The sequence below is a fragment of the Flavobacterium psychrophilum genome, assembly GCA_001708385.1.
Taxonomy (GTDB): Bacteria; Bacteroidota; Bacteroidia; order Flavobacteriales; family Flavobacteriaceae; genus Flavobacterium; species Flavobacterium psychrophilum_A.
The window spans coordinates 3,633,465-3,659,019 of the sequence record CP012388.1; the positions used below are offsets into that span (position 1 = coordinate 3,633,465).

26 protein-coding genes and 2 pseudogenes are annotated in these 25,555 nt (G+C 38.5%); 16 read left to right on the top strand and 12 right to left on the bottom strand.

Features of this window, described 5'->3' with window-relative positions:
* The first annotated feature begins 46 nt into the window (after positions 1–46).
* From ALW18_16005 to ALW18_16030, 6 genes are all read left to right on the top strand, one after another.
* Positions 47–754: a hypothetical protein gene (locus tag ALW18_16005; protein AOE53877.1), complete on the top strand. Its 708-nt coding sequence runs from the start codon at positions 47–49 to the stop codon at positions 752–754.
* 44 nt (positions 755–798) lie between these two features.
* Complete coding sequence (locus ALW18_16010; protein ID AOE53878.1) at positions 799–1,986, top strand: thiouridylase; 1,188 nt, start codon at positions 799–801, stop codon at positions 1,984–1,986.
* Positions 1,987–2,093: 107 nt separating this feature from the next.
* Positions 2,094–2,879: a hypothetical protein gene (locus ALW18_16015; protein AOE53879.1), complete on the top strand. Its 786-nt coding sequence runs from the start codon at positions 2,094–2,096 to the stop codon at positions 2,877–2,879.
* Positions 2,880–3,008: 129 nt separating this feature from the next.
* Positions 3,009–3,614: a hypothetical protein gene (locus ALW18_16020; GenBank protein ID AOE53880.1), complete on the top strand. Its 606-nt coding sequence runs from the start codon at positions 3,009–3,011 to the stop codon at positions 3,612–3,614.
* A complete protein-coding gene (locus tag ALW18_16025) occupies positions 3,614–4,258 on the top strand; it encodes a hydrolase TatD (GenBank protein AOE53881.1) in 645 nt (214 codons plus the stop codon). The genes ALW18_16020 and ALW18_16025 overlap by 1 nt, the downstream gene beginning before the upstream one ends.
* Positions 4,251–4,967: a thiamine biosynthesis protein ThiF gene (locus ALW18_16030; GenBank protein ID AOE53882.1), complete on the top strand. Its 717-nt coding sequence runs from the start codon at positions 4,251–4,253 to the stop codon at positions 4,965–4,967. Before ALW18_16025 ends, ALW18_16030 begins: the two co-directional genes overlap by 8 nt.
* Positions 4,968–5,283: 316 nt before the next feature.
* Here ALW18_16030 and ALW18_16035 read toward each other — a convergent pair.
* The 8 genes and pseudogenes from ALW18_16035 to ALW18_16070 all read right to left on the bottom strand — a co-directional run bounded on the left by ALW18_16035 (position 5,284) and on the right by ALW18_16070 (position 12,619).
* Positions 5,284–6,312, bottom strand: a pseudogene (locus tag ALW18_16035) (hypothetical protein).
* A gap of 115 nt (positions 6,313–6,427) precedes the next feature.
* Positions 6,428–6,760 (bottom strand): hypothetical protein, encoded by a 333-nt coding sequence (locus ALW18_16040; GenBank protein ID AOE53883.1) that lies wholly within the window; start codon positions 6,758–6,760, stop codon positions 6,428–6,430.
* 251 nt (positions 6,761–7,011) lie between these two features.
* Positions 7,012–8,346: pseudogene (locus ALW18_16045) on the bottom strand (hypothetical protein).
* A 15-nt stretch (positions 8,347–8,361) separates the two neighbouring features.
* Entirely contained in the window at positions 8,362–8,952 is a 591-nt protein-coding gene (locus ALW18_16050) for a hypothetical protein (GenBank protein ID AOE53884.1), read from the bottom strand.
* Between the two features lie 449 nt (positions 8,953–9,401).
* The gene (locus ALW18_16055) at positions 9,402–10,016 is read right to left on the bottom strand and encodes a chemotaxis protein CheY (protein AOE53885.1); all 615 of its coding nucleotides are present in this window, start codon (positions 10,014–10,016) and stop codon (positions 9,402–9,404) included.
* A complete protein-coding gene (locus tag ALW18_16060) occupies positions 10,009–11,802 on the bottom strand; it encodes a hypothetical protein (protein ID AOE53886.1) in 1,794 nt (597 codons plus the stop codon). The genes ALW18_16055 and ALW18_16060 overlap by 8 nt, the downstream gene beginning before the upstream one ends.
* Position 11,803: 1 nt before the next feature.
* A complete protein-coding gene (locus ALW18_16065) occupies positions 11,804–12,331 on the bottom strand; it encodes a hypothetical protein (GenBank protein AOE53887.1) in 528 nt (175 codons plus the stop codon).
* Between the two features lie 99 nt (positions 12,332–12,430).
* Positions 12,431–12,619, bottom strand: coding sequence for a hypothetical protein (locus ALW18_16070; protein AOE53888.1), 189 nt, complete (start codon positions 12,617–12,619; stop codon positions 12,431–12,433).
* A 74-nt stretch (positions 12,620–12,693) separates the two neighbouring features.
* Between ALW18_16070 and ALW18_16075 the strand changes: the two genes are divergently transcribed.
* Positions 12,694–13,077, top strand: a complete 384-nt coding sequence (locus ALW18_16075) for a hypothetical protein (protein ID AOE53889.1) — start codon at positions 12,694–12,696, stop codon at positions 13,075–13,077.
* A 108-nt stretch (positions 13,078–13,185) separates the two neighbouring features.
* On the opposite strand, the gene ALW18_16080 is transcribed toward ALW18_16075, so the two are convergent.
* Entirely contained in the window at positions 13,186–14,253 is a 1,068-nt protein-coding gene (locus ALW18_16080; GenBank protein ID AOE53890.1) for a branched-chain amino acid aminotransferase, read from the bottom strand.
* Positions 14,254–14,651: 398 nt separating this feature from the next.
* On the opposite strand from ALW18_16080, the gene ALW18_16085 reads away from it, so the two are divergent.
* The 4 genes from ALW18_16085 to ALW18_16100 all read left to right on the top strand — a co-directional run bounded on the left by ALW18_16085 (position 14,652) and on the right by ALW18_16100 (position 16,567).
* Positions 14,652–15,119, top strand: coding sequence for a branched-chain amino acid aminotransferase (locus ALW18_16085; protein ID AOE54450.1), 468 nt, complete (start codon positions 14,652–14,654; stop codon positions 15,117–15,119).
* A gap of 14 nt (positions 15,120–15,133) precedes the next feature.
* Positions 15,134–15,568, top strand: a complete 435-nt coding sequence (locus tag ALW18_16090; GenBank protein AOE54451.1) for a hypothetical protein — start codon at positions 15,134–15,136, stop codon at positions 15,566–15,568.
* Complete coding sequence (locus ALW18_16095; GenBank protein AOE53891.1) at positions 15,569–16,231, top strand: SAM-dependent methyltransferase; 663 nt, start codon at positions 15,569–15,571, stop codon at positions 16,229–16,231.
* A 138-nt stretch (positions 16,232–16,369) separates the two neighbouring features.
* Positions 16,370–16,567, top strand: a complete 198-nt coding sequence (locus ALW18_16100) for a hypothetical protein (protein ID AOE53892.1) — start codon at positions 16,370–16,372, stop codon at positions 16,565–16,567.
* A gap of 51 nt (positions 16,568–16,618) precedes the next feature.
* On the opposite strand, the gene ALW18_16105 is transcribed toward ALW18_16100, so the two are convergent.
* Positions 16,619–17,566: a transcriptional regulator gene (locus ALW18_16105; GenBank protein AOE53893.1), complete on the bottom strand. Its 948-nt coding sequence runs from the start codon at positions 17,564–17,566 to the stop codon at positions 16,619–16,621.
* A 119-nt stretch (positions 17,567–17,685) separates the two neighbouring features.
* On the opposite strand from ALW18_16105, the gene ALW18_16110 reads away from it, so the two are divergent.
* From ALW18_16110 to ALW18_16125, 4 genes are all read left to right on the top strand, one after another.
* The gene (locus ALW18_16110; GenBank protein AOE53894.1) at positions 17,686–18,186 is read left to right on the top strand and encodes a DNA-binding protein; all 501 of its coding nucleotides are present in this window, start codon (positions 17,686–17,688) and stop codon (positions 18,184–18,186) included.
* A gap of 58 nt (positions 18,187–18,244) precedes the next feature.
* On the top strand, positions 18,245–18,529 hold the full coding sequence (locus ALW18_16115; GenBank protein AOE53895.1) for a hypothetical protein: 285 nt from the start codon (positions 18,245–18,247) through the stop codon (positions 18,527–18,529).
* A gap of 80 nt (positions 18,530–18,609) precedes the next feature.
* Entirely contained in the window at positions 18,610–20,259 is a 1,650-nt protein-coding gene (locus tag ALW18_16120; protein ID AOE53896.1) for a hypothetical protein, read from the top strand.
* Between the two features lie 7 nt (positions 20,260–20,266).
* On the top strand, positions 20,267–20,941 hold the full coding sequence (locus ALW18_16125; GenBank protein AOE54452.1) for a carbonate dehydratase: 675 nt from the start codon (positions 20,267–20,269) through the stop codon (positions 20,939–20,941).
* A 120-nt stretch (positions 20,942–21,061) separates the two neighbouring features.
* Here ALW18_16125 and ALW18_16130 read toward each other — a convergent pair whose 3' ends face one another.
* Positions 21,062–22,258 carry a hypothetical protein gene (locus ALW18_16130; GenBank protein AOE53897.1) on the bottom strand — a complete coding sequence of 399 codons (1,197 nt, stop codon included), beginning with the start codon at positions 22,256–22,258 and terminating at the stop codon, positions 21,062–21,064.
* A 442-nt stretch (positions 22,259–22,700) separates the two neighbouring features.
* Between ALW18_16130 and ALW18_16135 the strand changes: the two genes are divergently transcribed.
* Positions 22,701–23,303, top strand: coding sequence for a hypothetical protein (locus ALW18_16135; GenBank protein ID AOE53898.1), 603 nt, complete (start codon positions 22,701–22,703; stop codon positions 23,301–23,303).
* 442 nt (positions 23,304–23,745) lie between these two features.
* Here ALW18_16135 and ALW18_16140 read toward each other — a convergent pair whose 3' ends face one another.
* Positions 23,746–25,545, bottom strand: coding sequence for an acyl-CoA dehydrogenase (locus ALW18_16140; protein ID AOE53899.1), 1,800 nt, complete (start codon positions 25,543–25,545; stop codon positions 23,746–23,748).
* Positions 25,546–25,555: the final 10 nt, after the last annotated feature.

Here is a 25,555-nt window from a genome sequence, read left to right on the forward strand (position 1 = left end):
TACTAAAAACAGTATATTTTCGATTAATAGAAAACAACTTTAATATATGAAAAACAGGTTTACAGCTTTCATGCTACTTTTCCTTATCAGTATAAATTCTTTTGCACAGGACATAAATAAAATGGATGCTGCCGGTAAACGCCACGGCATCTGGAAGGGAACTTATGAAAAATCGAAAAGGCCGCGCTATGAAGGTACTTTTGATCATGGGAAAGAAACCGGCACCTTTACCTTTTTTGAAGATGATAAAACATCTACGCTTGCTGCTAAAAGAACATTCGCAGCAGACGGCTCGTGCATAACTGTTTTTTTTGATGCTAAAGGCAAAAAAATAAGTGAAGGGAAAGAAGTAAACAAGCTTCGTGAAGGTGAGTGGAAGTTTTATAACGAAGGAACCGAGAAGTTAATTTCTACTGAAACGTATGCAAATGGTAAGATCAACGGAGTTAAGAAAGTATATTTTCCGGGAGGCAAGGTTGCCGAAGAGGTAACGTACGTTAACGGAATTATGGAAGGGCCTTATAAGCAGTACAACGAAAAAGGAACTGTACTTGAAGAGTCTGTTTATAAAAATGATAAGCTAAACGGACCTGTAACGTACAGAGATGCGCGTGGAGAAGTTGCCAGTAAAGGTCAGTTTGTCGATAATAAGAAAACCGGTAAATGGCAGTTTTTTGAAAAAGGTAAGGTGGTGAAAGAAGAAGATATGACCAATAAAAAGGTAGAGCTTGCCCGCAAAGAACGCAAGAACTAATTTTTGTCGTACTTTTGCAGTAAATTTTTAAGAAAGGATTTAAAATGAAACGTGTAGTAGTAGGGCTATCCGGTGGTGTAGATTCGAGCGTTGCAGCCTACCTGCTTCAGGAGCAGGGATACGAAGTTATAGGCCTGTTCATGAAGAACTGGCACGATGAAGCTGTTACAATATCTAACGAATGCCCATGGCTGGAAGACAGCAATGATGCATTACTGGTAGCTGAAAAATTAGGCATACCGTTCCAGACGGTTGACTTAAGCGAAGAATATAAAGAACGTATAGTAGACTATATGTTCAATGAATATGAAAAGGGAAGGACGCCAAATCCTGATGTGCTTTGTAACCGCGAAATTAAGTTTGACGTTTTTATGAAGATCGCCCTTAGCCTTGGTGCAGATTATGTGGCTACAGGCCACTACTGCCGTAAAGGAATACTTGAACAGGATGGCAAAGAAACGTACCAACTTTTAGCGGGTGTGGATGGTAACAAAGACCAGTCCTACTTTTTATGCCAGTTGTCTCAGGAGCAGTTGGCGAAATCGCTATTTCCTATTGGGGAGCTTACAAAACCACAGGTACGCGAGATCGCTGCTAAAATGGAATTGGTAACAGCTGAGAAAAAAGACTCGCAGGGACTTTGTTTTATTGGTAAAGTACGTCTTCCGGAATTTCTTCAGCAGCAGCTTCAGCCAAAAGAAGGTGTTATTTATGAAGTGAATGCCGAGTTTGATAGGTATAACGAATCAGCACCACAATTCGGTTCGGTGAAAGAGCAATTGGCTTATGAAGCTAAAAATATAGATTACAAACCGGAGATGGGTAAAGCAGTTGGCAAACACCAGGGTGCGCACTACTTTACAATTGGGCAGCGCAAGGGGCTTAATGTTGGTGGTACGAAAGAAGCACTGTTCATTATTGCCACCAATGTCGAAACCAATGCCATTTATACGGGCCAGGGGCAAAACCACCCGGGGCTTTTCCGTAAGGCATTGTTTATCCAGGAGAGTGAAATCCACTGGGTGCGTGAAGATCTTAAACTGAACGAAAATGAAACAATGGATGTAATGGTACGTATACGCTACCGCCAGCCATTGCAAAAAGCAACCCTGCATAAGTTTGATAACGGCATGTATATTTCGTTTGAAGAGCCACAGTCGGCTATTACAGAAGGACAATTCGCCGCATGGCACATAGGCGATGAGCTTATTGGTAGCGGAGTGATTTCGTAACGGTTGTTATTGCGAGGAGGAACGGCGAAGGAATCTGAATAAATATAAAAAATGCCCTATACGAAAAATGTGTAGGGCATTTTTTATATTTGCCTAAATCCTAATATATGACAAAGAGTTTTTATCTATTGCTTTCGGCGGCTGCCATAGTCGGTTGCGTAAAGGAAAAAAAAGTAGAAGAGCCAGTAAAAGAAGTTCAGGAAAATGCCTCTCAATTTAAACCAGCCGCCGCATTGTTTGAAAGCGAAGCCGGAAAAGGTAAAGTTTTGCTGTTATCTGACAACCTCCCCGTCTATAACAATTCCGGAATCGAAACCGGTAGCGCGAATGCAGTATATGGTCTAACCTTTCCGGTAGACAGCATTTCTACGTCACGTATTAATATCAATAAAAATAAGGATAATTGTGATGAATTCAATTTTGTAAAAGTTGGCAATACCAGGATAAATGGCTGGTTGTACAATAAAGATGTTTTTGGTTATGGTAACAATAAAAGAGACACATTGCTTGATGCTGCCAGAATAAAATTTAAAATTTACCACGCCCAAAATTTTGGTGTCGGCGCATCTGATGATGATGGGCTTACCGGCTGTACCGCTATCACACCGATTGTATTGCACAATTCAAAGTATAACGTAGAGGCATTTGTTCCGTTAAAAGATGAAACAGGAAAATATCCCGGAAAGTTTTTTGTTTTAGATGAGAATGATGGCTGGTACGATAAAATCAAGGAAACTTCTCTTGAAAACGGTAAACTAAAACTTATTGTATATAGGGAATATCAGGAGGGCAGTGCCTATTTTACGATATTGATAAGCTTATCAGGTAAAGGATATTCGGCTGTTGTTAACGATGTGGTATTTGATGAGGAGAAATATATGGAGGAGAATTAAGAGGACATTGAATATAATACTTTATTATCCGAAAACGTATAATGTTAATAAAAGACATCTATCAATCACCCTGTCTTTATTATTAAATTACAATCCCATTCTGATTTTTTAAGGTGATTAGCTTTCTGTATGAAATATAACAAAGAACAATATTATAGAAATATAAAAGAGCAATTGATAGGCGCCACTATTGCGGAAGTTTATTATGAGATTGTGTATCTTGATGAAGAGGCATCCGAAGAAGCAATCGGGGTTTCCACAGCATTTTCTGAATGGTGGGAACTTTCCCGAAATATTCATTCGATAGACATGAATATTATATTTAAACTTGATAATGGAAGGTTGGTGCAGATATTGTGGGATTACAATTTTGACTACTATGGTTTAGGGATTGAAGTTAGGGAGGAATTAAATTACCAGAAAGCCTATAAATTGATTAATGTTACTGATAATGATAATGTATCGAAAATAATAGGAAATAAGATTAAAGATATACTGGTTAGCTGGGATCCAGGGCCGACACCATTAGGAATAGGAGAAGCTGATATCCCACTGGTTTGGCAAATAGTATTTGAAGAGCCTTTTGATATGTGGATTGCTGCATTTGAATTAAGGGACGACAATCATCCACTTTATTATATGGATCATTTAACTGTTTTCTTTGATAGAAACGATCTTGAGAGGTATAAATTTAATTGTGAAAATATAGTTTCTATAAATACTATAACTAAATAATGCTCTACAATCTCCATACTCATAAATCATCAAATGATCCAGGCGTTTTTGATATCGTGAACCGATATCCATACGAGGAAATAGATGTGCCGTATTTTTCTACGGGCATTCATCCTTGGTATATCAATGAAGAAAAGCTTGATGAGCATCTTTTTATTATTGAGGAACGTTTATCATTACCCGACTGCCTTGCCATTGGCGAATGCGGATTAGACAAACGTATTGAAAAACCAATGGATTTACAGCTAGAAGTGTTCGAAAAACATTTGTTATTAGCGAAGAAATACCAAAAACCCGTAATTTTGCATCTTGTCGCTGCGTTTCAGGAACTGATAGCGGTAAAGAACAAAATTGAGCCCGGGGTTCCAATGATAGTTCACGGATTCTCTAAGAATATACAGGTGGCACAACAATTGCTTGATAATGGTTTTTACCTGTCGTTTGGTAAATATCTTTTACGTAATCCGGAGCTTTCAGCTGTTTTTGCACAAGTACCGCGAGACAGGTTTTTCCTGGAAACAGACAGCATTGAAGAAAGTATTATTGAAGTGTACGACAAGGCGTCGGTAGCACGAAACATAGAGATCGAAGATCTAAAAAATATTGTAAGCACTAATTTTAAAACCGTTTTTAAGAATGGCTGAATGGACAGAGCGTGCCGAGCTTTTATTTAAGAAGCAAGGCCTTGAGAATTTAAAGAACTCACACGTAATGGTTGTAGGTCTTGGTGGAGTTGGCTCTTTTGCGGCTGAATTCCTTGCAAGGGCAGGAGTAGGGACTATGACAATTGTTGATGGCGACGTTGTAGATATTACCAATATAAACAGGCAATTACCGGCATTGCATTCTACCGTAGGGCAGCCTAAAGTAACGATAGTAGGAGACAGGCTTATGGATATCAATCCCGAACTTAAGCTGATAAGGGTACAGGAGTTCCTTTCTCCTGAACGCGCTTACGAACTGGTTACCCCGCAATACGATTACGTGCTTGACTGCATAGACAGCATTACGCCTAAGCTAAACTTACTTATGTCGGCAAGACGACAAAAGGTTAAGATAATTAGTAATATGGGCGCAGGTGGCAAATATGAGGCTTCTAAGGTGAAGGTAGCCGATATTAGCAAGACAGAATACTGCCCACTGGCTAAAACCGTTAGAAAGCGTCTTAAGAAAGAAGGTATCACCAAAGGTGTAAAAGTGGTTTTCTCTACGGAAGAACCGGATCAGACCAGCCTTAAAATGACAGATGGTACAAACTTTAAGAAATCATTCTTTGGTACCAACAGCTGGATGCCCGCTTTATTCGGACTCCATTCTGCTGAAACCGTTGTAAAATATCTTATCAAAAAATAAAAAAATCCCCGACTGGGGATTTTTTTTTGACTATTATGTGATTGTAAATTTATCGGTTTGTTGCCGGTGTAACCGGTTTAGGTGTGGGCGTCGCCGCTGGCTTTGTTGTTACCGGTTTCGGTGTTACTGTGGCAGGTTTACCTGTTGTGGCTGGTTTAGGCACAGCCGGTGATGTCGTTGCTGATTTAGCTGTTCCGGTTGTATTTGTTGCTGCGGGTCTTGTGGTCGTAGCCGCAGGACGTATGCCCTGAGTAGTCGCTGCAGGTCTTGGAGTTGCAGGAGCAGTGCCGGGTAGCAATATAGAATCGTCTACTAGTGGCAATATTGTTGGCTGTCCTACTGGAATGTAAATATCCGTAATCCATTCTGAAGGGCGTTTTGTTTTCTGAACGCCTTTAGTATACATCTCAACGTATTGCCCTGTTGTATTCTCCTGAATACCTTTTTCTACCAAATAGTTCTGTGCTTTATCCCAAGCTTCACGAAGGTGAGAGTAATCTCCTTTAAGCGTTGTTTTAACTGCCTGGAATTCAATAAGCTTACCGCCTTCATATTCACTGCCTGTCATAGTGTGTATCTCTTCTTTAATTGGGATACATACCAGGTAAGACGCTTTGTCTTCTGCTTTATTAATAGTTCTGTACAATATAAATGGAGAACCATTCTTAACGATCTTGTTGTCTTTTATAAAGTTCAATAGTTTAGGGAAAGTCTCAGCAGCATTTTTATTGATGTCTGAAATTTTAGATGTAACGGCATGCCCTAAGTAAAAGGCAGCAGTTTTAGTAATGCGCCCTTTTACCTCTATGTTGTAAACCGCTAGTTCTTTTACAAGGAAGTTGTCAAGGTTGTTCAGTGCTTTCTCAAGTACCGATTCCATTTTGTCGTTAACACCGCCTTTTAAAAGTGCATTGGCTTTTTCGCTAAAGCTTAATTCACCTTTAAAGCTAACGGTAACTTTCGTGCTGTTAAGTGTATCCTTAAATGCCCATTTAATTTCAGAATCAAGGTCGTCAATAACCGCATTCTGAATAATAGAATCGTTTTCGGCAGTTCTTATCGTTTTAACTTCGCCGTCATTGTCTTCCTGTTTCCAGCTCATCGCAGCACCGGGACCCGATGTGCTCGGTGCATATGTGAATACCGCAGTAGTATCGCTACCGGTAAATATACCAACGTTTTCCCAGTTCTTATATTCGTTTATATAGTTGTAAAGCACCGCTTTAGGCACTTTTATTACACGCTCTTTTTTGATATCATACTTCCCTTCCTGAGTAGCTATAAATACGGTAACCGCTATAACAGCCAGAACCAGTAACAGAAATACATATTTTACAATTTTCATAAATTGAAAACTTTTAGTTTGTCGTAAAATTATAAATATTTCCTTTAACAAACCAAATTACTTTCAAAGAGTATGAATTTACGACCAAATACAAAAAAAGGCCTTCGAAAGGCCTTTATTTATCGCATTCTACGAAATCTTCAGGGTAGGGAGATAAACTCACTTTGTCTACAATGAGAAAGATGTCGTCTTCTTTTGTAAAAAGTTCTACTTCATCACTAAGCTGCGTTGCGGCAAGTGTTTTGCGGTGTGTAGTAATATTGTATTGCTCAATCTTGTCTGTTACGGTATAATTGAACGATATAAGCTCCGGATATTCGCTTCTAAACTGAACTTTCCAACGGTATTGGCTGCCATTTTTTGGCAATGCTTTTAACCGGAACGAAATTTTAGAATAACAGCTTGTTTTTTGCCAGTCATCCCAGCCATCGTTGACCTGTGCAGCCATTGCAAAAAAGGCAAGGAGAAAGAAAGATAGTAGTAACTTTTTCATAAACCTATATTTTAATTTTTTGGTTTTGCGATAGTGCTCTCCTGGCTCAGCGTTGCAGCAGCAGGAGGTGCCTGAAGTGTAAGCGGTACAACCTGTGTTCGGCCCAGATCGAAATAATTTATCAGTTGTAATCCCTTTTTGTACGGAATTGTAAGTTTGTCCGTATCGATGATATTATTCGGCCCGTACTTTTTAATTTCAAATGTATTGCTACCTTCTTTAAGGGGAACACGGGTATAACTTATGGTTGCGGGAAGCGACTGCCAGTTACGGGTGTCAGCTTTTTCGGTAGCGGCTCCGGCGATATCGCCAGCGACTTTAAATATATCACCGCCGTCTTTGCCAAACATTTCTTTACCCAGAGCAGATAGTCCTGCGCTTCCGGCTTTCTTAGCCGCAAAACGCGTTACAAGTTCTACTACTTCGCGAAGCATCCTGTCTTTAAGGCATTGTTTTGCAATAGAGTTAAAATCCTGTCCTAACTGAAAAGGTAGTTCTTGCCCGTTTGATACAACAACAGCCCTGTTGTAGAAACTTTGCCTAGTCCTGTATTTAGGTATGGCTAATGCATTAACAGTACCTACATTAAATCCAAGGGGCACCGGCAAAAATATATCAATTACTTTACCGTCTTCCATATAGGTTGCGTAAAACCAATGGTCTACTGCCGAAAAGCTAAGTACTATCTGATCTTTAGCAGGTGCAAGGCCATTTTCCCAAAAGATAACAGCTTCTCCCGCTGGTACAGGAAGCGTTGGCTGAACCGGGACACCGTTTTTACCTGTCACTACGGGCTGGTACGGTGCAACGTTATACTTTTTAAGATAAAGGTTGTATTCGTTTTCAAAACCCATAAGCTTAGCTGTCCTAACCAGGTCATGCTTAAGCTGATCGGGCATTGGAACACCAAAGAATTTACCGCCATCGGCGTCATAAATTTCGGCAGCATTACGGTAAGCAATAAAAGCGTTGTTTATGTCGCCGGTACTCTCGTAAATAATACCCTGAAGTATCTGAGAAAACGCATCGCGGCTGTATTTGTTTTTATTTTCAGGATATTTCTGGTTTAATTCCAGAAGTTTAATGTCTATCCTTTTGGCTTCTACAAGGGCTTCGGCAGGTTTTCCAAGGTGGAAATAATTTAGCGCCATGTAGTAGTGAATAGTTACTTTTTCAAAATCTTCACCTTTATACGGCAGGGCCATTGGGTTTGTTAGCTTACTCGCCACGGCCTGCCCTACATTGGTTCTTATCTTGTCCTCAATCATAATGTAAGCTTGCTCCAATAGGGCATTGCTTTCGGTATAATTGCCTTGTAAATGTTCAATTTTACCCTTTTCCATAAGGTATAAAAGCCTGTTCCTGTCTTTATTCAGAAATCTATTCTTATCTATGCCTTCAATAGCTTTTTTAAAGTTGCCATTATAAAGGTCGGCCTCAATTGTGGTTTTCATGTTATAGGTGCCACAAGAGTATACGCCGGCCAGCAATAGCATAGCTGCCATTTTAGCAAAAGCGGAAACAGTATTTTTAAATACCATACAGTTAATCAGGAATTACTTGATGTATTTTTTGATCTTTTTGTCGCCAATCCAAACCTTTTCATTCGTTTGAATGTTGGTAAGCTCAAGATCTATCTGGTAGTAAACTGTTTTTTCTTTTTTATTAGCATCAACAATAGAATTTATAGTTCCCTGAACCATAAAGTCTGCACCATTTTCAAGTCCGAATTTTTTCATGGTAGACTGAGATGCAAAGTTTTGCTGATCTGCTCTTTCTGCTCTTATCTCTTCACGTTTGTTACCGGCCTGAACCAGTTTTATCCTGCCTGAGTTGATAATTGCTTTCTCGATATCTTTAGAGAACGTTTCTGCCTCAATATGCTCGTGCGATTTATTTGTGATAAGTCCAACAATAAGAACCGGTTTTTTACCTGCGTTTTCAGATGCAAAAGTGCTGTACCATGAATGATCAAGAAGTTCTCCGGTAATTTCTTCTGCAGTAAGCCTTGAATCGGTTTCATTCCATCTTCCGCTAAGATCGGTTACGGTTGTTTCGCTTACGCGCGATACTTTTGGACTGCCGCAGTTTGATAAAGTAAGACCTAATGCTGCCGCTAAAATAAATTTGTAGGTACTTGTTCTCATGTTATAGTTTATTGATTAATGATTCAAATATATTAAAATTATGCTTGTTAATTTATTCTTAAACAAAGAATGTGCCAATGAATGGGTTACTGCCATATTTAACCAGAAAACACTCTTTTAAAGAGTGTTCACTGATTGGTTTTTGATTGATAACCGGTTGGTTTTTGACTTTATGTATTTCTAAGTGGCGGATATTCAAGTATAGATAACTGCAATTACCGACAACTAAAAAATATTGTAGTCGCCTCTCAGGTATCGCCTTTGTTTGGCAAAAGCACTTTTTCTTTTGCCCGGAAGTATTGAGACGATAAATTTTTTAATTAACAAGGATAATTTGGTTAATGTAGTCATGGTTGTTTGTATTGGTATTGCAAATATGGAATATGATATAAAACAAAAAAATACCCATAAGTGGGTATTTTTTATACGTTTTGTAATCCTAAACGGTTTTAGAAATCGTATTTTTTTTCCATGGAATAGCGTAAGAGCTCGCTTTTACCCTGAAGGCTTAATTTTTTAAGTATGTTTTTTCGATGGGTGTCTACCGTGGTCTTACCTATGAATAATATCTCTGCAATTTCCTGAGAAGTTTTGCCTTCGCCGATAAGTTTCACTATTTCCAGTTCACGTTTGCTAAGCGGTACATCGTTATCACTCTTTTTTGCGCTGGTATTTTTAAGGCTGGAATCAAAGAAAGTTTCCCCATTCATAACAGATCGTATTGCCGCCAATACAATTTTAAGCGATGAGTTTTTCATAATATAACCCGATGCTCCTGCATCCTGCATCTGTGTAATAGCCTCATCCTGTTCGAACATGCTAAATGCGATAACCTTTGTGTTGGGAAATTTTTTTTTTAAATGCCTTGTAGCGGTAATACCATCCATTTTCGGCATGCGTATATCGGTAAGTACGACATCGGGTTGTTTGAGCCTTACGATTTCTAAAAGCCTTTCGCCGTCATTAGCTTCGCCAACAACTTTTATGTCATCTTCATATTCCAGGAATATTTTTATTCCGTCAATAAGCGATTGGTGATCTTCTGCAATAACAATATTAATCATTTATCGGTATATCTATAATTATAGTTGTGCCTCTGCCCGGAGTACTGTCTATTTCCAGCGTACCGCCAAGCTGTGCTATCTTTTTCTTTATATTTTGTAATCCCATTCCGTCGGCTGTATCTGCTTTGCTACTGTCAAAGCCAACGCCGTTATCTTCAATAATTATATTGATATTTTCGTCATGGTTAGTAAGGTGAATAGTCGCCTCATTAGCCTGAGAGTGTTTTATAATGTTGGTAGATAACTCCTGTACTGCCCTAAAGATAGTAATTTCCAGAGTGTTTTCCAGCCTTTCGTTAAAGCCGAAAGCAACAACCTGGATTTGGAGTTTTCCGGGAATTGATATTTTATCTGCCAATTTTTTAATAGCTGGGATAAGTCCTTCGCTGGCAAAAACCCCGGCATTTTTAGCGTGTGCAATACGCCTAACCTTTTGGTACGCTTCTTCAATAAGCTCGTCGGTACGTTCGTACAGTTTATTTTCTTCTTCCCTTAGTTCGTTTTTTCGTAGTTTAAGGTTTTCAAAATTAAGCTTAAGGGTTGCAAGCATGCTGCCCAGGTTGTCATGAAGATCGTTCGCAATGCGCTGGCGTTCTTTTTCCTGGCCTTCAAGCATAATATCTATGCTATGCAGTTCATATTCTTTTAAAGTTTTCTCAAATTTCTGCTGTTCTATTAGTTTTTCCTGTTTGGATATTTTTTCCCTTCTTCTGGCATTTTTAATTATCAGGAATCCTATTACCAAAACGGCAATAAAAGCGATTATACCCGAATAAATTAATATCCAACTCGTTTTTACTTTACTTTTTAAAAGGTTGTTTTCCAGTTCTTTTTCTTTAGTCTGGTACTTAACCTGAATATCATTGATAGCAATATTTTGTTCAGCATTTTTTATACTGTCCGCATACATTTTTGATATTTTAAGGTACTTATACGCATTGGCATAGTCACCTAACGAATCATAATTTATATAAATAGTTTCATTAATGTATTCATTAATAGTGCCACGGTATTTTTTTAACGGCAGATTGTCAGCCATTTTTAGAAATTCAATGGCTTTATTATATTTTTTTAAATAGTGATAAGCAGCCGCCTGGTTTACATAATTAAAATGCAGATCTTCAACATCACCAAAGCTTTTAATATCCTTTAATTGTCTTTCAAGGTAGTAGAGTGCAGAATCAGGTTTGTGTATGTGTTCTGTGTAGACAACAGCAATGTGAGTATTTAGCCATGAAGCTGATTTTTTGTCGCCCAGATCAGTATACAGCTGCATTGCTTTGCGATAATACATGATACTTTTTTTCGGCTCAGTTTCCATGTATTCCTCAGCCAATGCAGTATATGCTTTTGATAAATGTAGTGGTTTACGAGTTTTATTGGCGTAAGCTACATACTCATCCAGATAAGGTTTGTAAGATGTTGGGCTGTTTTCCTGTGAGGAGATAAGATTGTAAAGCAAACGGCTGGTTTCCATGGCCATGTCTGTACTATCTGCCTCTGTATAAAGCTTTTTCGCTAATTTAAAATGAGTAAAAGCTTTACTAAATTCATCGTCGTAATCGTACAATCTTGCGAATAACAGATTATATAAAGCCTTATCAGGTTTTGAGAGTTTCGACTCATTTATTTTTTTTAGCTTGGTCGCAGTGTTTTTATATTCTTCTAAATCAATTTCTTTTCTAATAGAAATAAGATTTTCAGAATAACGCGATTGGCAAAAAGCCCTGCTTATAAACAAATTTATAAGCAGGAAAAAAAATACTTTACTGAAAGGCTTTATCATATTAAATTTTTGGAATACGGCTTACTCCTGTTTTTCTTGGTTTATTTGCGGTTAACTCCATAGTTTGTTGAAAGTTGCCGTTTAGTATAAGGTTGTTATAAATTGCGGGAACCTCGTCAAATGCTTTTTCTGCGTCTGATCTTCTTTCCAATTCGTCATCAGAAGTATCATGGTATATAATTACGAAAGACTCTATATCTTCGTCTAATTTGTCAAAAGAAGAATATGTAGCTAAGTTATCAAGGCAAGTACATTGATTAAACATAAACGGATAGCTGTGTATCGTCGCATCATTATCGTAACTACTTAGATCCTCGCCATTATCATCCGTTTTCTTCATGCATACAAAAAGAGCATTATACTTCTGTCCGTTTACTATCTGAGAAAGATCATAAATAGTAAATAAGTAAGGGTTTTCAGGATCTTCCGTAGGTAGTAACAGGTTTAGTAAGCCTTTTTTTACGCCGTAATTGCTCGTGTCCGAGCTTAAAGTATACGTTTTGTCTGAAGTGTCGATTGAGTCTGGCATAATGTGTATTGTATTTAATGGTTAATGTTTGCAAATTTCAAAAAGTAAGTATAAAAAAAAATCCCCATTAGTGGGGATTTTTAGTATAATTAATTAAGGTTATTCTTTCATGTAAGCTTTTAGTACGAATAGCAATGCTATAAAGGTTAGAAATGCTATAAGGATTTTATAGGTACCTTTATAATGCTTTTTATGCAGTTTAAGGTCTTTACGATAAACGTATATCATTGCAATAACAAAAACTACAATGAAAAATATGGCGAAGTAAATTTGTCCCGATGTGAACATGTTGAAATCTTTTTGCAAATGTACAATATCAGGCTCTTATTTATAACTATTTTTAGTTCACAAATTTTTATAAAATGAAAAAACAATTAGACGCTGTAAAAGAATTTCATACTTCTTTTGGAGTTGGCGTAAGCGAAATACCAAAAGCGACCCTAGGCGATGCAGTAAACCTGCTTCGTTATAACCTGATGAAAGAAGAAAATGAAGAGTACTACGAAGCGGTTCAGAATAACGACATTGTAGAAATTGCCGATGCCCTTGGCGATATGCTTTACATATTATGCGGTACTATTATAAGCCACGGGCTACAGTACAAGATAGAAGAAGTGTTTGATGAAATTCAGAGAAGCAATATGAGTAAATTGGGTGCCGATGGTAAGCCTATTTACCGCGAAGATGGTAAGGTAATGAAGGGGCCAAACTATTTCAGGCCAAATTTCGAAGAGATACTTAAATAGTTATTGGTTGTCCGCCTCCGGTAACAATCTTTTTAAACATAAAAAACCGGGATTAACCCGGTTTTTATGTGGTTTTCAGTTAACTGCAACCTTAAGTTCGAAAAACAATTAAACTTTAACCGTCCACCCAAAGGTGTCTTCTGCCAGTTTATATTGAATGTTGTTTAGTTTATCTTTAAGCTCAAGTGCTATAGAGTTTTCAATTTTAGGAAGCTCATAATATTTATCCTGATAGCTAAAGCCTACAATAGGGTTGACTACAGCAGCAGTACCTGCTCCGAAAATCTCTTTAAGCGAACCGTTGCCTGCTGCTTCTAAAAGCTCAGATACAAGTACAGATCGTACTTCTACATTGATATTTTCGCGTTTAGCAAGGTCGATAAGGCTTTTGCGTGTCACACCGTCAAGAATTCTTTCGCTGGTTGGAGCGGTATAAAGAGTATCGTTAATCCTGAAGAACACATTCATAGTACCGGCTTCTTCAAGTTTAGTGTGTGTAGCATCGTCTGTCCAGATTATTTGCTGGAAACCTGCTTCGTTAGCTAGTTTAGTAGGGTAAAACTGCCCCGAATAATTACCTGCTGCTTTAGCAGCACCTATACCACCATTGGCAGCACGGCTGTAATGCTCTGCGATAATAACCTTCACCTCGCCGGAGTAGTAAGACTTAGCGGGTGAAAGAATAATCATAAAGCGGTATTGTGTAGATGGAGCCGCTATAACTCCAGATCCTATAGCAATTAAGAAAGGACGGATATATAGTGAGTTACCTTTACCTTTTTTTACCCATTCTTTTTCAATTTCTAAAAGCTTTTTAAGTCCGCCCATGAAAATTTCTTCGGGAACTTCTGGCATTGCAAGACGTATAGCAGATTTGTTGAAACGCTCATAATTCTGGTCCGGTCTGAAAAGCCACACGTCATCGTGTTCGTCTTTATAGGCTTTCATACCTTCAAAGATGGCCTGTCCGTAATGGAATACTTTTGCAGACGGGTCTATAAGAAATGGCTCGTAAGGTTTAATTACAGGTGTTTCCCATTCTCCGTTCCTGAAGTCACAAAGTAGCATATGGTCTGTAAAGGTGTTACCAAAAGGCAGGTTTTCAAAATCTACAGTTCCAATTTTTGTAGTATCTACTTTGTTGATGATAATGCCATCAGTAGCGTTGTTACTCATTAAATTTTGTTTTCGGATTAGTCAATATGTTTAGGTCGTGTTATTGCAAATTTACTAAAAAATCATCTTATAGAGGCTTTTAACGCTAATTTTGAATGTCTAAAAATAAATTTGATATAGGAAAGTGCAATAAAACGACGAAATAACCCCCTGACATTTGCGTGGTTAAAGAATCTGTATAAATTTGTAACATAAAATCTAATTTTCGTTAAATAATGAAAAAATCAATCGTAATGGCAATCGCAATAGTTGTTCTCGCTGCTTGTCAAAAAAATAAAGAAACAGAAGTAGTTACAGAAGAAAGTACTGTAATTGAGACTCCTGCTACAGACAGTATTGCTGTTGTATCGGATACTGTTGCTATTCAAGAATCGGTATCAGAAACTAATGAAACGGAAATTGTAAAAAACGTTGAAAAAGAAATTGAGGTTAAAGGAGTGAAGCCTGTTGAAGAAATAAAAGTAGACTATGCTTCTTTTGGCGATAAGATACTGGCTGACAAAGCTATCTCAAAAGACGACATGATCAAAAAATACAAATCGCTTAAAGTGGGTGATACGCTTAACGTAAAATTCAAATCTAAAATAAAGGAGGTGTGCAAGAAAAAAGGCTGCTGGATGGCCATGGAGCTGCCCGGAGGAAAAGAGTCTTTCGTGAAGTTTAAAGACTACGCTTTTTTTGTTCCGCTAAATGCAGATAACCAAGAAGCTATTGTTAGCGGTAAAGCATTTGTTAGCGAGACTTCGGTAGCGCAACTCAGGCATTATGCTAAAGATGGCGGAAAATCAGAAGCTGAGATAGCTAAGATCACCGAGCCTGAATTTGAATATAAATTTTTGGCAGACGGAGTACTAATACGTAAATAATGAAGAGATTTTTATTGCTGCCCGTCGTTGTTGTGCTTATCTTTACGGCATGCGAAAGGAAAGCCGAAGCTGTTAAAGCTGAGCCGGAAAAAAAGACTCCTGCCGAAAAGGAGTTTAAGATGTACGAGATGTCTGAAATGGCTACCCTTATGGAGCAGATGTATGTAGACAACATGAGGCTTAAAGAGCGAATAGCAAAAGGCGATACTATTGGTAACTTTCCGCAGCATTTTTTAAGGATACATGCTTCGGCAATGACAGATGAAAGCGAGAATGATGCTTTTTTTAAGCTTCAGGCTGCTAACTTCCTCGAAGCCCAGGAGCTTATCTATAATGATTCGCTTAATGCAAAAAAACATTTTAACGACGCAGTTTCTGCCTGTGTTAAATGCCACGAGCAAAAATGTGAAGGTCCTATACCGCGCATTAAAAAACTTTACATAAAATAATTGAAAAGGGAAATTATTACAACGAAAGACGGATCGGTTACAATACTGCTTCCGGAGATGCAGGAAACCTACCATTCTAAGTTTGGCGCTATTCAGGAAGCATACCATGTGTTCATACAAAATGGTCTGGCTCTTACAGAGGGGCAGTCCATTGCTATTTTAGAGATTGGTTTTGGTACTGGCCTTAACGCTTACATAACATTTCTTGAGACCGAGAAATCGGGACAGGTCATCAATTATACGGGAGTAGAGGCTTATCCGGTAACTCAGGATGAAGCACCGCTTCTTAACTATGTTGGCCAGCTTAAAGCTGAAGAATATGCCGGTGTATTCAAGCAAATGCATGATGCGGAGTGGGGAAGAACTACACAACTATCCGATAATTTCAGTCTAACCAAACGTAAGCAATTTTTTCAGGAAATAGATGATAAAGAGGTATTTGACCTTATTTATTTTGATGCTTTTGGATATTCGGTGCAACCGGAATTATGGAGCGAGGACATATTTAAACGAATGTACGCAGCGTTGAAAAAAGACAGCATATTGGTAACCTATGCATGCAGAACAGTTATTAAGAAGGCTATGATTGAAGCGGGTTTCCAAACCAAAAAAGTTCCAGGCCCACCGGGAAAGAGAGAAATGCTAATCGCATTTAAATCTTAATAAATTGTTAATATATTATTGTATTCCGAATTTTAACTAATAATTATTATTAACTATTTCGTTTTAGAAGAATATTTTTATGTACATTTACTTATTCGTTCTTATCACCTGCAACTTTAAAAAACAATCGGAACCATCATGACTAGACCTATGTTTAGCTATACTCAAAAAATTTTAGAAAGCGTAAGCTTCGACCCTATACTGTTTTGTAAGGAAGTGGAGAAAGCAATTAAAATACTTTTACCTTACGAAATTGAACAACTTGTAGAGTGGCTTAATAATTTTACTACAGGGAAACCTGAATTGAAAGCCTGCCTTATTCACGTTGAAGAATAAAAAATAAAAGGAGCCTAAAAAGGGCTCCTAATTTTTTGCTTTAATTTTAAATTACTTCCTGTTAAGCGGACTTGTAATTTCTACATTCTGGAAAGTTATAGCACCTTTAACCACACCTGCTATAGTTGTACGTAGTGCGTCTATTATATGTAACTTAAGTTCTTTCTTAGAGTAAATAAGGCTTACCTCGCGCGATGGTTTTGGTTCTTTAAATTGTCGAAGCTTATCTTTGTGTTTGCCTTCCATATCTAAAGTATGCAGGTAAGGCAGTAATGTCATCCCCAAACCTTCATCTGCAAGTTTTACCATTGTTTCAAAGCTTCCGCTTTCAATCTGAAAATGGTTCTCGCTAATTAGTGATGTGGCTTTACAAATGTTCAATACATTGTTACGGAAACAGTGTCCGTCTTGTAACAGCAATATGTTATTAAGGTTAGCTTCCAGATCTTCTACCTCAAATTCTTTTTTTGCATATGCCGGATTATTCTCCGGTACATAAGCCACGAAAGGCTCATAGTAAAGAACGATCTCCTTTAAAGATTCTTCGTCAAGCGGGGTAGCGGCGATAGCAGCATCCAGTTGTCCGTTTTTTAATTGTTTGATAATTTCTTCAGTAGGGCGTTCTTCTATAATAAGGTTAACCTTCGGGTATTTGTTTATAAAATTAGCCATGAACATTGGTAATAGAGTAGGCATAACTGTCGGTATGATTCCCACCCTAAAGTCGCCACCAATAAAACCTTTCTGCTGGTCTACGATATCTTTTATCCGGCCTGACTCGTTTACAATGTTCTTAGCCTGCTGCACTATTTTCTGTCCAACGTCAGTAAGTTGAATTGGTTTTTTGCTACGGTCAAAAATTTGTACATCAAGCTCTTCTTCCAGTTTTTGTATCTGCATACTCAGTGTTGGCTGGGTTACAAAGCATTTTTCGGCGGCAAGGGTAAAATTTTTATGTTCGGCAACAGCTAAAACATAGTGTAACTGAGTAATAGTCATTATATAGATTTTTATGATAAAATTATAAAAACTATTGATATTTCCTATTCTTTAAATTATTAATTTTAGGGTAGATTTATCCTAATAAAAATATATCCATACAAACAAAATAAAGTACAATGAAAACTAAAAAACAAGACGACGCCACAAACATATTGGGCTTACCGGTAAAAGAAACTGAAGTTATTGCAGCAGAACTTAATATATTGCTTTCAAACTTTCAGATATACTACCAAAACCTACGCGGTATTCACTGGAACATCCGCGGAAAGCGATTTTTTGACCTTCATGTAAAATTTGAAGAATTATACAACGATGCACAATTAAAAATTGATATGATTGCCGAACGTGTACTTACATTAGGTGCTACGCCACTGCATACTTTTGAAGATTATATTGCCAATAACAGGCTTGAAGTTGGTAAGAATGTTTCTAAAGATACAGAAGCGGTTCACCTTATCATTTCTTCTATCGCCGACCTTCTTAAAATCGAAAGGGTTATTCTTGACGAGACAGACAAGATCAACGACGAAGGTACTAACTCTATGATGAGTGATTTCATTAAAGAACAGGAGAAAACCATGTGGATGATGAAGGCCTGGAGTGAGGAAGAAATTTAATACAAAAGTTACACTTTGGCGTAAATTTTGATACGATTAAATCCGTATATTCGCCATCATGAAGTTTTTTGCAAACATAGTATTATTTCTGTTCCTGACTTTTTTGGCAGCTCCAACCATTGTGAGCCTGCTACAGGATGACGCAGACATGTCTATGGTTTACAGCCTTACAGAAGAAGAAATCCAGAAAGAAATAAAAGAAGTTAAAGCCGCACCCTCTACAGAGTTGCGGCTTGCTTTATTTATGCCCGCAAAGAAAACGGCTATAATATTTTCTGCAAACCGCGGAAAACATGATTCTATTTCCGGTGAAATATGCTCACCGCCTCCCGAACAGGTATAATTCAATTTGCGTGCCCTTACAGGCAGCTGCTTAAGCGCACAGGCGTTTAGGGGCGTAATTGTATTTTACACTTTTCGGATATGACAAAAAAAACAAAACTTTTTGGCAGCCTTAAGGCCGATTTTCCATCGGGCTTAGTGGTATTTTTAGTGGCACTGCCATTATGCCTGGGCATTGCACTGGCTTCAAATGCGCCGCCACTTTCGGGTATCATAGCTGGGGTTATAGGAGGTATCGTAATTGGTAGCCTTAGTAATTCTAATGTTAGTGTTTCCGGTCCCGCTGCGGGTTTGATAGCCATTGTGCTTACCGCGGTAACCGCACTGGGTTCTTTCCAGACTTTTTTGCTTGCCGTTGTACTGGCAGGTATATTTCAGCTTGTGCTTGGTTTTATTAAAGCAGGAAGCATATCTAATTATTTTCCGTCTAATGTTATAGAGGGCATGCTTGCCGGTATTGGTGTTATCATCATTATTAACCAACTTGAGCATGCGGTAGGTTACGACAAGACCAACGAAGGCGACGAGTCGCTTTTAAGGCTTGACGGCGGCAACCCTTTTTCGGATATTCCGGATATTATAAGCCGTTTTGAAGGTGGTGCTGTGATCATAGCATTGGTTTCTTTGGCGATACTTATATCGTGGGACAGAATTCCAGCCTTAAAACGCCTTAAACTGCTTCCTGGAGCACTTGTTGCTGTAGCAGCCGGTATTGTTATCAACGAAATATTTATACGCACCGGTAGCGATTTTCAATTAACAAAGACACATCTTGTGACATTACCAATACCCGAGTCGTTTGCTGATATTAAAGGATTTGTTGTGCTTCCTGATTTTAGTGCTATAGGAAATACCAAGGTATGGATTACTGCCGGTACCATTATGGTGGTTGCATCCATCGAAACTCTTTTGTGTATTGAAGCATCGGACAGGATGGATGTTCAAAAGCGTTATACCGACACTAACAGGGAACTTAAAGCCCAGGGGATTGGTAATATTTTAAGCGGGCTTATCGGTGGATTACCTATCACTTCGGTAGTGGTGCGTTCTTCGGCGAATGCCAATTCAGGTGCTAAAACGAAGATGTCAGCAATTATACATGGCGTACTGTTGCTTATCTGTGTGCTTGCTATACCATTTTTATTGAACAAAATACCGTTAGCTACGTTGGCAGCCGTACTTATACTTGTAGGTTACAAGCTTGCGAAGCCGGCCACAGTGCTGCATTTTTGGCATAAAGGTAAATATCAGTTTGTGCCATTTGCTGCTACATTACTGGCGGTAGTATTTACAGATTTGCTTAAAGGTGTTGCTTTAGGTATGGTGATAAGTATCATATTCGTACTCAGGGGTAACCTAAAAAGGGCATACAATTTCAGGAAAGAAGAATATGCAGAAGGCGATATTATTCACATTGATCTTGCGCAGGAGGTGTCTTTCCTTAATAAAGCAGCTATTAAGTCTACGTTGAATGACATACCTGAGAATTCTAAAGTAGTTATAGATGCTTCAGATACGGTTTATATTGCCCATGACGTACTGGATCTTATAGAGGAGTTCAGGGATATCAAATCAATAGAAATGAATGTGAAAGTAAAACTGGTTGGCTTTAAAAAGGCATACGAACTTGAAAATTCTGAAACAAACAGACACAATGTGTTTGTAGAGCACAAAGAGAAAAAAAGTAAAAAAAATAAAGAAAACACTTCTGCAGATGCAGAAACATTATAATAATATTATGGCACATAAACACAATAATACACACGAAAGCGCTGAAGAATTTTATAAAAAAATATTAGACAATAATAAAATATGGTCTGAAACTAAACTTAGCTCGGACCCTGAATATTTCGCTAAGTTGGCAAAAGGCCAGTCGCCACCTTTATTATGGATTGGATGTTCTGACAGCCGTGTTCCGGCAAATGAGGTTATTGGTGCGCAACCGGGTGAAGTGTTTGTGCACAGAAATATAGCCAATATGGTAATTCACTCTGATATGAACATGCTAAGCGTACTTGACTATGCCGTTAATGTACTCAAGGTGCAACATGTTATTGTTTGCGGACACTATGGCTGTGGGGGTATAAAAGCTGCAATGGGCAACGATTCCATCGGTCTGATCGACAACTGGATCAGACACATCAAAGACATTTACAGGCATCATCACGCAGAATTGAATGGGATTGAAGATGAACAAAAAAGATTTGACAGGTTTGTGGAGCTTAACGTAAAGGAACAGGTTAGTGACCTGGCAAAAACGTCTATCGTACAAAACGCATGGAAGCAAGGGCAGGAACTTTGTCTTCATGGCTGGGTATACGGCCTGGATAGTGGCATAGTAAAAGACCTCGAAGTAAACTATTGCGACAATGGCGACCTTAGCCTGGTAGACCAACTAATATTTAAACTGTAGGTAATTGAATAAAGAAAACCGCCTGTAAAGGCGGTTTTTTATTCAAAAAAGCAGGTTAGAATTTCAAATATAAAAACAATAATATTTACAAAGTCTGGTTCGCTGTCATTTTTTTTGCATTTACTCATTGTCAAGGTTTTCGTTAAAAACAGTAGGCAACAATTGCGGAATAAATTTTATTAATAGCGGTAGCAAAAGGCTTCCGCCGGGTAATAAGAAGATAGTAAGAGATGGAACTGTTTTACAAATTTCAAGCAGCTGTTTCTTTATTTTTTTCTTCTCTTTCTCGTCTAGTGTCCTGTGGGTGGAGTGGGTTAGGAGTAGCATAAGCTCACCGTTATTGGATAGCTCTTTTATAAGTCGGTTTTTATTTCGGTTAATAAGCAGCATTACGTTTTGCGATGCATGATCGTAAAAATGCTTCACAGGATTGCTGTATCTGAAAAACGGAAGCTCTTTACGATTCAATTTTATGAAAACATCAAACGAGGCAATGCTTTCGGCGGCAATATCATCGTGTATTTCCATTTGTTCCGATAGCTTGTACAGAAATTCTATTTCGGTTTTCTGTGCTTTGCCATCACTCCATATTGCCATACCAGCCATATCCAGCAGATAATTTTTTTCCGGCTTAGAGCCGAAATAATCCAACTCCAGTTTTTCCAGGCCGTCGGTGTCGATTTTTGAGAACTTGGTATAGCGTACTGATGATTCAAACAGCTTGATAAGCAGTTCGTCATAAGTTGACCTTTGTTCTTTAGTCTTTAAAGCTAACGATACTATGCTCATAACCGTTTCTTCGAGCTTCTTAAGGTACTTTTGCGGAATCTCGTCGTTAAGCAGGTACTGGCGGTAGGCAAGTACATCCATAAACAAAAGGGCATTTGTAAGTATGTGCGAGAAGCTTCGGCTTATAATGTTGTCATTCGTTTGAATACGCTCATCCAGAATTTCTTCCAGCTGATGGCTTTTAGATGATGCGGGCAAAACTTTTTTAAAGAAAGTAAAACCTTCGGGTGTCATCTCTTTATAAAAGGCAATCAGGCTTGCAATAAAATCGGTATGGTTGTCTTCTTTGTTCACCAGGCGGTATACATCATATAATGTATTCAGCAGGGCAACCTTTGTAATTTCCTCCGTTGTCCATCCTTTGGTTTCTTTCGCATCTATGTTACTGAAAGACACCACATGGCCGTATATAAAACCGCTATCCCGTACCGATCTGTAAAAGTCGTGGGAGTTGGCATGCACGGGAAGCTTGTTTTTTAGCTGTGCAAAAAACTTGTCGATCCAGCCGCTGGCAGATGGGTTTATCATTTCAGGGATTTATACTGCAAAACTATGCATTTTTTCTGCGTTAGAACAACAGTTAAATAAAACCTATATTTTATTTCCTGCTAAATCACTCACAATGAAATGGCATAAATTTGTTAGACAAGCTAAATCGTACGACATTAAAAGCAGGATACCCCTTTTGGCTCATTAAAGATCGGCTTCCTTGTAGGTTTCCAAAACTAGATCAAGACATAGAAAATAAAGTCAGTTATCTTAAAGTCCGATGAAATTAAAGAGGAATTTAATATTAACGCCTTTATTGCTATACTATCCAGAACAGGGTGCACCTTGAATTGTTCTCTTTTGACCGACAATGTATGTTTTAGTATTTCGCTAACACTTATTGTGATAACCCTAACAACGGCGTGCTATTTTATGTGTTAATTTCGTATAGAACAAACAATAACAAAAAAATATACCTATTATGAAAAGGACATCACTATTCAGTAAAGCGCTTTTAGGAGCAGCTATTGTAACTTTATCTTTCGGAATGCAATCTTGTAAGCAAGAGCCAAAACAGGAAGACCCAAAGGAAGTTGCAGAAGATGAAAATGAAGCAAAATTTGACGACGTTAACGACGACAAAGAAAAAGACTCTGATTATCTCGTTGCTGCTGCAGAAGTAGATATGAAAGAAATTGAGTTGGGTAAACTGGCTCAGACAAAAAGCACTAATGCAGATGTAAAAGCATTAGCAAAAATGATGATCGACGCACACACAAAATCACTTGCCGATCTAAAAGCAACTGCTGCTAAGAAAAACATAAGCCTTCCTGAATCGTTTACAGAAAAAGGACAGGATGCTTACAAAGATCTTAACGATAAATCAGGTCATGATTTTGACAAAGCATACGCTGACAAAATGGTAGACGGTCACGAAAAAATGATTGACAAAATGGAGAAAGCTTCTGAAAAAGCTACCGATGCTGATATCAGAATGTGGGCTGCGAACATGCTTCCTGAGCTAAGAAAACACTTAGAGCATGCTAAAATGACAAAAGAAAAAGTAGACGCTGTTAAAGCGTAATGCACCTAAAAAAATTGCTATGAGAAATTTATTATATATAGTTGCTGTTATACTGGTTGTCCTTTGGGCGCTGGGCAGCTTTGCCTATCACGTTGGCAGTGCATTTATACACCTGCTGCTTGTTGTAGCGATCGTAATGATTGCACTGAATTTACTAAGACGAAGAAACCCTCCCCTGGACTAATTTCCAAAATAGCAATTATTATAAAACCCCGTAATGCATCGCATTACGGGGTTTTAGTTTAGTACAAGATTATTGACGAGAGAAATTAAAGTACAAACGTCTGTTTATAAGAGTTCTCACCCCAGCTCTCTGCAAAAGGTAGATAGCTACTTCGCTTATTCATCGATAAGCCGTAAAACAAAACCCCCACCGTGAGGCAGGGGTCAAAAAAACAAACTAAAAATAGAAATTATTAATTGGCATTAGCCTTTTAATATCTTAGTACGGATAACCGTTTTCTTCAATAATTTTTGCTGCAATGGTTTCTCTTAAAGCAACCACATTTGGCATGTTGTTGTATTTTGTATAACGGCGTAGGCCCATCATCATCATGCGTTGCTCATCGCCTTCGGCAAACGAGGCAATACCTTCTTTACCTTTTATGTTTACAATGTCTACTGCTTTGTATAAGTAAAGCTGCGCCATTGCAATTTGCTCTTTTACGTTATCAGCGCCTTTTTTGTTAGCAAGCTTCTCAGTACGAAGGATAACCGACTCTGCCATGTATATCTCAATCAAGATATCAGAAGCAGCCATTAGCAATTGCTGGTGCTCGTCTAAGGCTGGTCCGTATTTTTGTACTGCCGATCCTGCTACCATTAAGAAAGCTTTTTTAAGCTTGGCTACCATTTCCTTCTCTTCAGCGAAAAGCTCAGAGTAATCGGGCGTGTCAAAAGATGGTATTCCCATTAGTTCCTCAGCAACTTTCATTGCAGGTCCTAAAAGGTCTACGTGACCCTTCATGGCTTTCTTTACTAACATACCTACCGATAGCATACGGTTAATCTCGTTTGTACCTTCATAGATACGTGCAATCCTCGCATCTCTCCAGGCACTCTCCATTGGTGTGTCTTCAGAGAAGCCCATACCACCGAAGATCTGGATACCTTCGTCAGAACAGTTCTGAACATCTTCCGATACTGCAACTTTAAGGATAGAGCATTCGATAGCGAATTCCTCAACACCTTTAAGTTCTGCATCCTGATGTGATTCGCCATTGGCAACACGCGCATTAATACGGTCTTCGATGTTTTTAGCCGCTCTGTAGCTTGCACTTTCTCCGGCGTAGCAGTTAGTAGCCATTTCAGCAAGTTTAGCACGTATAGCACCAAAATTTGCAATAGGTGTGTTGAACTGTATACGCTCGTTAGCGTACTTAGCAGAACCTGATGTTACTCTTCTTTGAGCATCAAGACATGCAGCTGCCAGTTTAATACGGCCAACGTTAAGTGCGTTCATAGCTATCTTAAAGCCATTACCTCTTTCAGAAAGCATGTTTTCTACCGGTACTTTGGTTTCATTAAAGAAAACCTGACGCGTAGAGGAGGCACGGATACCTAGTTTATGTTCTTCTTCACCAAGAGAAATACCGTTAGACGGATCGTTCTCTACAATGAAGCCTGTAATGTTTTTGTCGTCTTCAATTCTTGCGAACACAATGAATACGCTGCAGAAACCTGCATTTGATATCCACATTTTCTGACCTGTAATTTTATAGTGCGTACCATCTTCAGAAAGTACAGCTTTTGTTTTACCTGAATTAGCATCAGATCCTGCGCCCGGCTCGGTAAGGCAATAGGCACCAAACCATTCGCCCGAAGCAAGTTTAGGTACATATTTTAGTTTTTGCTCTTCAGTTCCATAAAGGGTAATTGGCATAGTACCAATACCTGTATGTGCACCGAAAGCAGTAGAAAAAGAACCTGTAGCGCCCGAAATGTAATCGCAAACCAGCATGGTAGATACAAACCCCATACCTAATCCGCCATATTCTTCGGGAACTGCTACGCCAAGAAAACCAAGTTCTCCGGCTTTACGCATGCTCTCTTCAGTAAGCGCATAATCTTTTTTCTCAAAACGGTCTTTATTAGGCCATATCTCACGGTCAACAAATTCTTTAACCGCGTCACGCATCATAATCTGCTCTTCCGAAAAATCTTCAGGCGTAAAGATGTCCTCGCTCTTAGTTTCAGTAACTAAAAACTGACCTCCACGTGCTAAATTTGCTACTTCTGCCATTGTTTTAATT

Bases quoted from the DNA above. Each gene is read 5' to 3' on its own strand.
- ALW18_16005 (AOE53877.1), top strand. From the start codon at position 47: ATGAAAAACAGGTTTACAGCTTTCATGCTACTTTTCCTTATCAGTATA.
- ALW18_16010 (AOE53878.1), top strand. From the start codon at position 799: ATGAAACGTGTAGTAGTAGGGCTATCCGGTGGTGTAGATTCGAGCGTT.
- ALW18_16015 (AOE53879.1), top strand. From the start codon at position 2,094: ATGACAAAGAGTTTTTATCTATTGCTTTCGGCGGCTGCCATAGTCGGT.
- ALW18_16020 (AOE53880.1), top strand. From the start codon at position 3,009: ATGAAATATAACAAAGAACAATATTATAGAAATATAAAAGAGCAATTG.
- ALW18_16025 (AOE53881.1), top strand. From the start codon at position 3,614: ATGCTCTACAATCTCCATACTCATAAATCATCAAATGATCCAGGCGTT.
- ALW18_16030 (AOE53882.1), top strand. From the start codon at position 4,251: ATGGCTGAATGGACAGAGCGTGCCGAGCTTTTATTTAAGAAGCAAGGC.
- ALW18_16040 (AOE53883.1), bottom strand. From the start codon at position 6,760: ATGGCTGCACAGGTCAACGATGGCTGGGATGACTGGCAAAAAACAAGC.
- ALW18_16050 (AOE53884.1), bottom strand. From the start codon at position 8,952: ATGAGAACAAGTACCTACAAATTTATTTTAGCGGCAGCATTAGGTCTT.
- ALW18_16055 (AOE53885.1), bottom strand. From the start codon at position 10,016: ATGATTAATATTGTTATTGCAGAAGATCACCAATCGCTTATTGACGGA.
- ALW18_16060 (AOE53886.1), bottom strand. From the start codon at position 11,802: ATGATAAAGCCTTTCAGTAAAGTATTTTTTTTCCTGCTTATAAATTTG.
- ALW18_16065 (AOE53887.1), bottom strand. From the start codon at position 12,331: ATGCCAGACTCAATCGACACTTCAGACAAAACGTATACTTTAAGCTCG.
- ALW18_16070 (AOE53888.1), bottom strand. From the start codon at position 12,619: ATGTTCACATCGGGACAAATTTACTTCGCCATATTTTTCATTGTAGTT.
- ALW18_16075 (AOE53889.1), top strand. From the start codon at position 12,694: ATGAAAAAACAATTAGACGCTGTAAAAGAATTTCATACTTCTTTTGGA.
- ALW18_16080 (AOE53890.1), bottom strand. From the start codon at position 14,253: ATGAGTAACAACGCTACTGATGGCATTATCATCAACAAAGTAGATACT.
- ALW18_16100 (AOE53892.1), top strand. From the start codon at position 16,370: ATGACTAGACCTATGTTTAGCTATACTCAAAAAATTTTAGAAAGCGTA.
- ALW18_16105 (AOE53893.1), bottom strand. From the start codon at position 17,566: ATGACTATTACTCAGTTACACTATGTTTTAGCTGTTGCCGAACATAAA.
- ALW18_16110 (AOE53894.1), top strand. From the start codon at position 17,686: ATGAAAACTAAAAAACAAGACGACGCCACAAACATATTGGGCTTACCG.
- ALW18_16115 (AOE53895.1), top strand. From the start codon at position 18,245: ATGAAGTTTTTTGCAAACATAGTATTATTTCTGTTCCTGACTTTTTTG.
- ALW18_16120 (AOE53896.1), top strand. From the start codon at position 18,610: ATGACAAAAAAAACAAAACTTTTTGGCAGCCTTAAGGCCGATTTTCCA.
- ALW18_16125 (AOE54452.1), top strand. From the start codon at position 20,267: ATGGCACATAAACACAATAATACACACGAAAGCGCTGAAGAATTTTAT.
- ALW18_16130 (AOE53897.1), bottom strand. From the start codon at position 22,258: ATGATAAACCCATCTGCCAGCGGCTGGATCGACAAGTTTTTTGCACAG.
- ALW18_16135 (AOE53898.1), top strand. From the start codon at position 22,701: ATGAAAAGGACATCACTATTCAGTAAAGCGCTTTTAGGAGCAGCTATT.
- ALW18_16140 (AOE53899.1), bottom strand. From the start codon at position 25,545: ATGGCAGAAGTAGCAAATTTAGCACGTGGAGGTCAGTTTTTAGTTACT.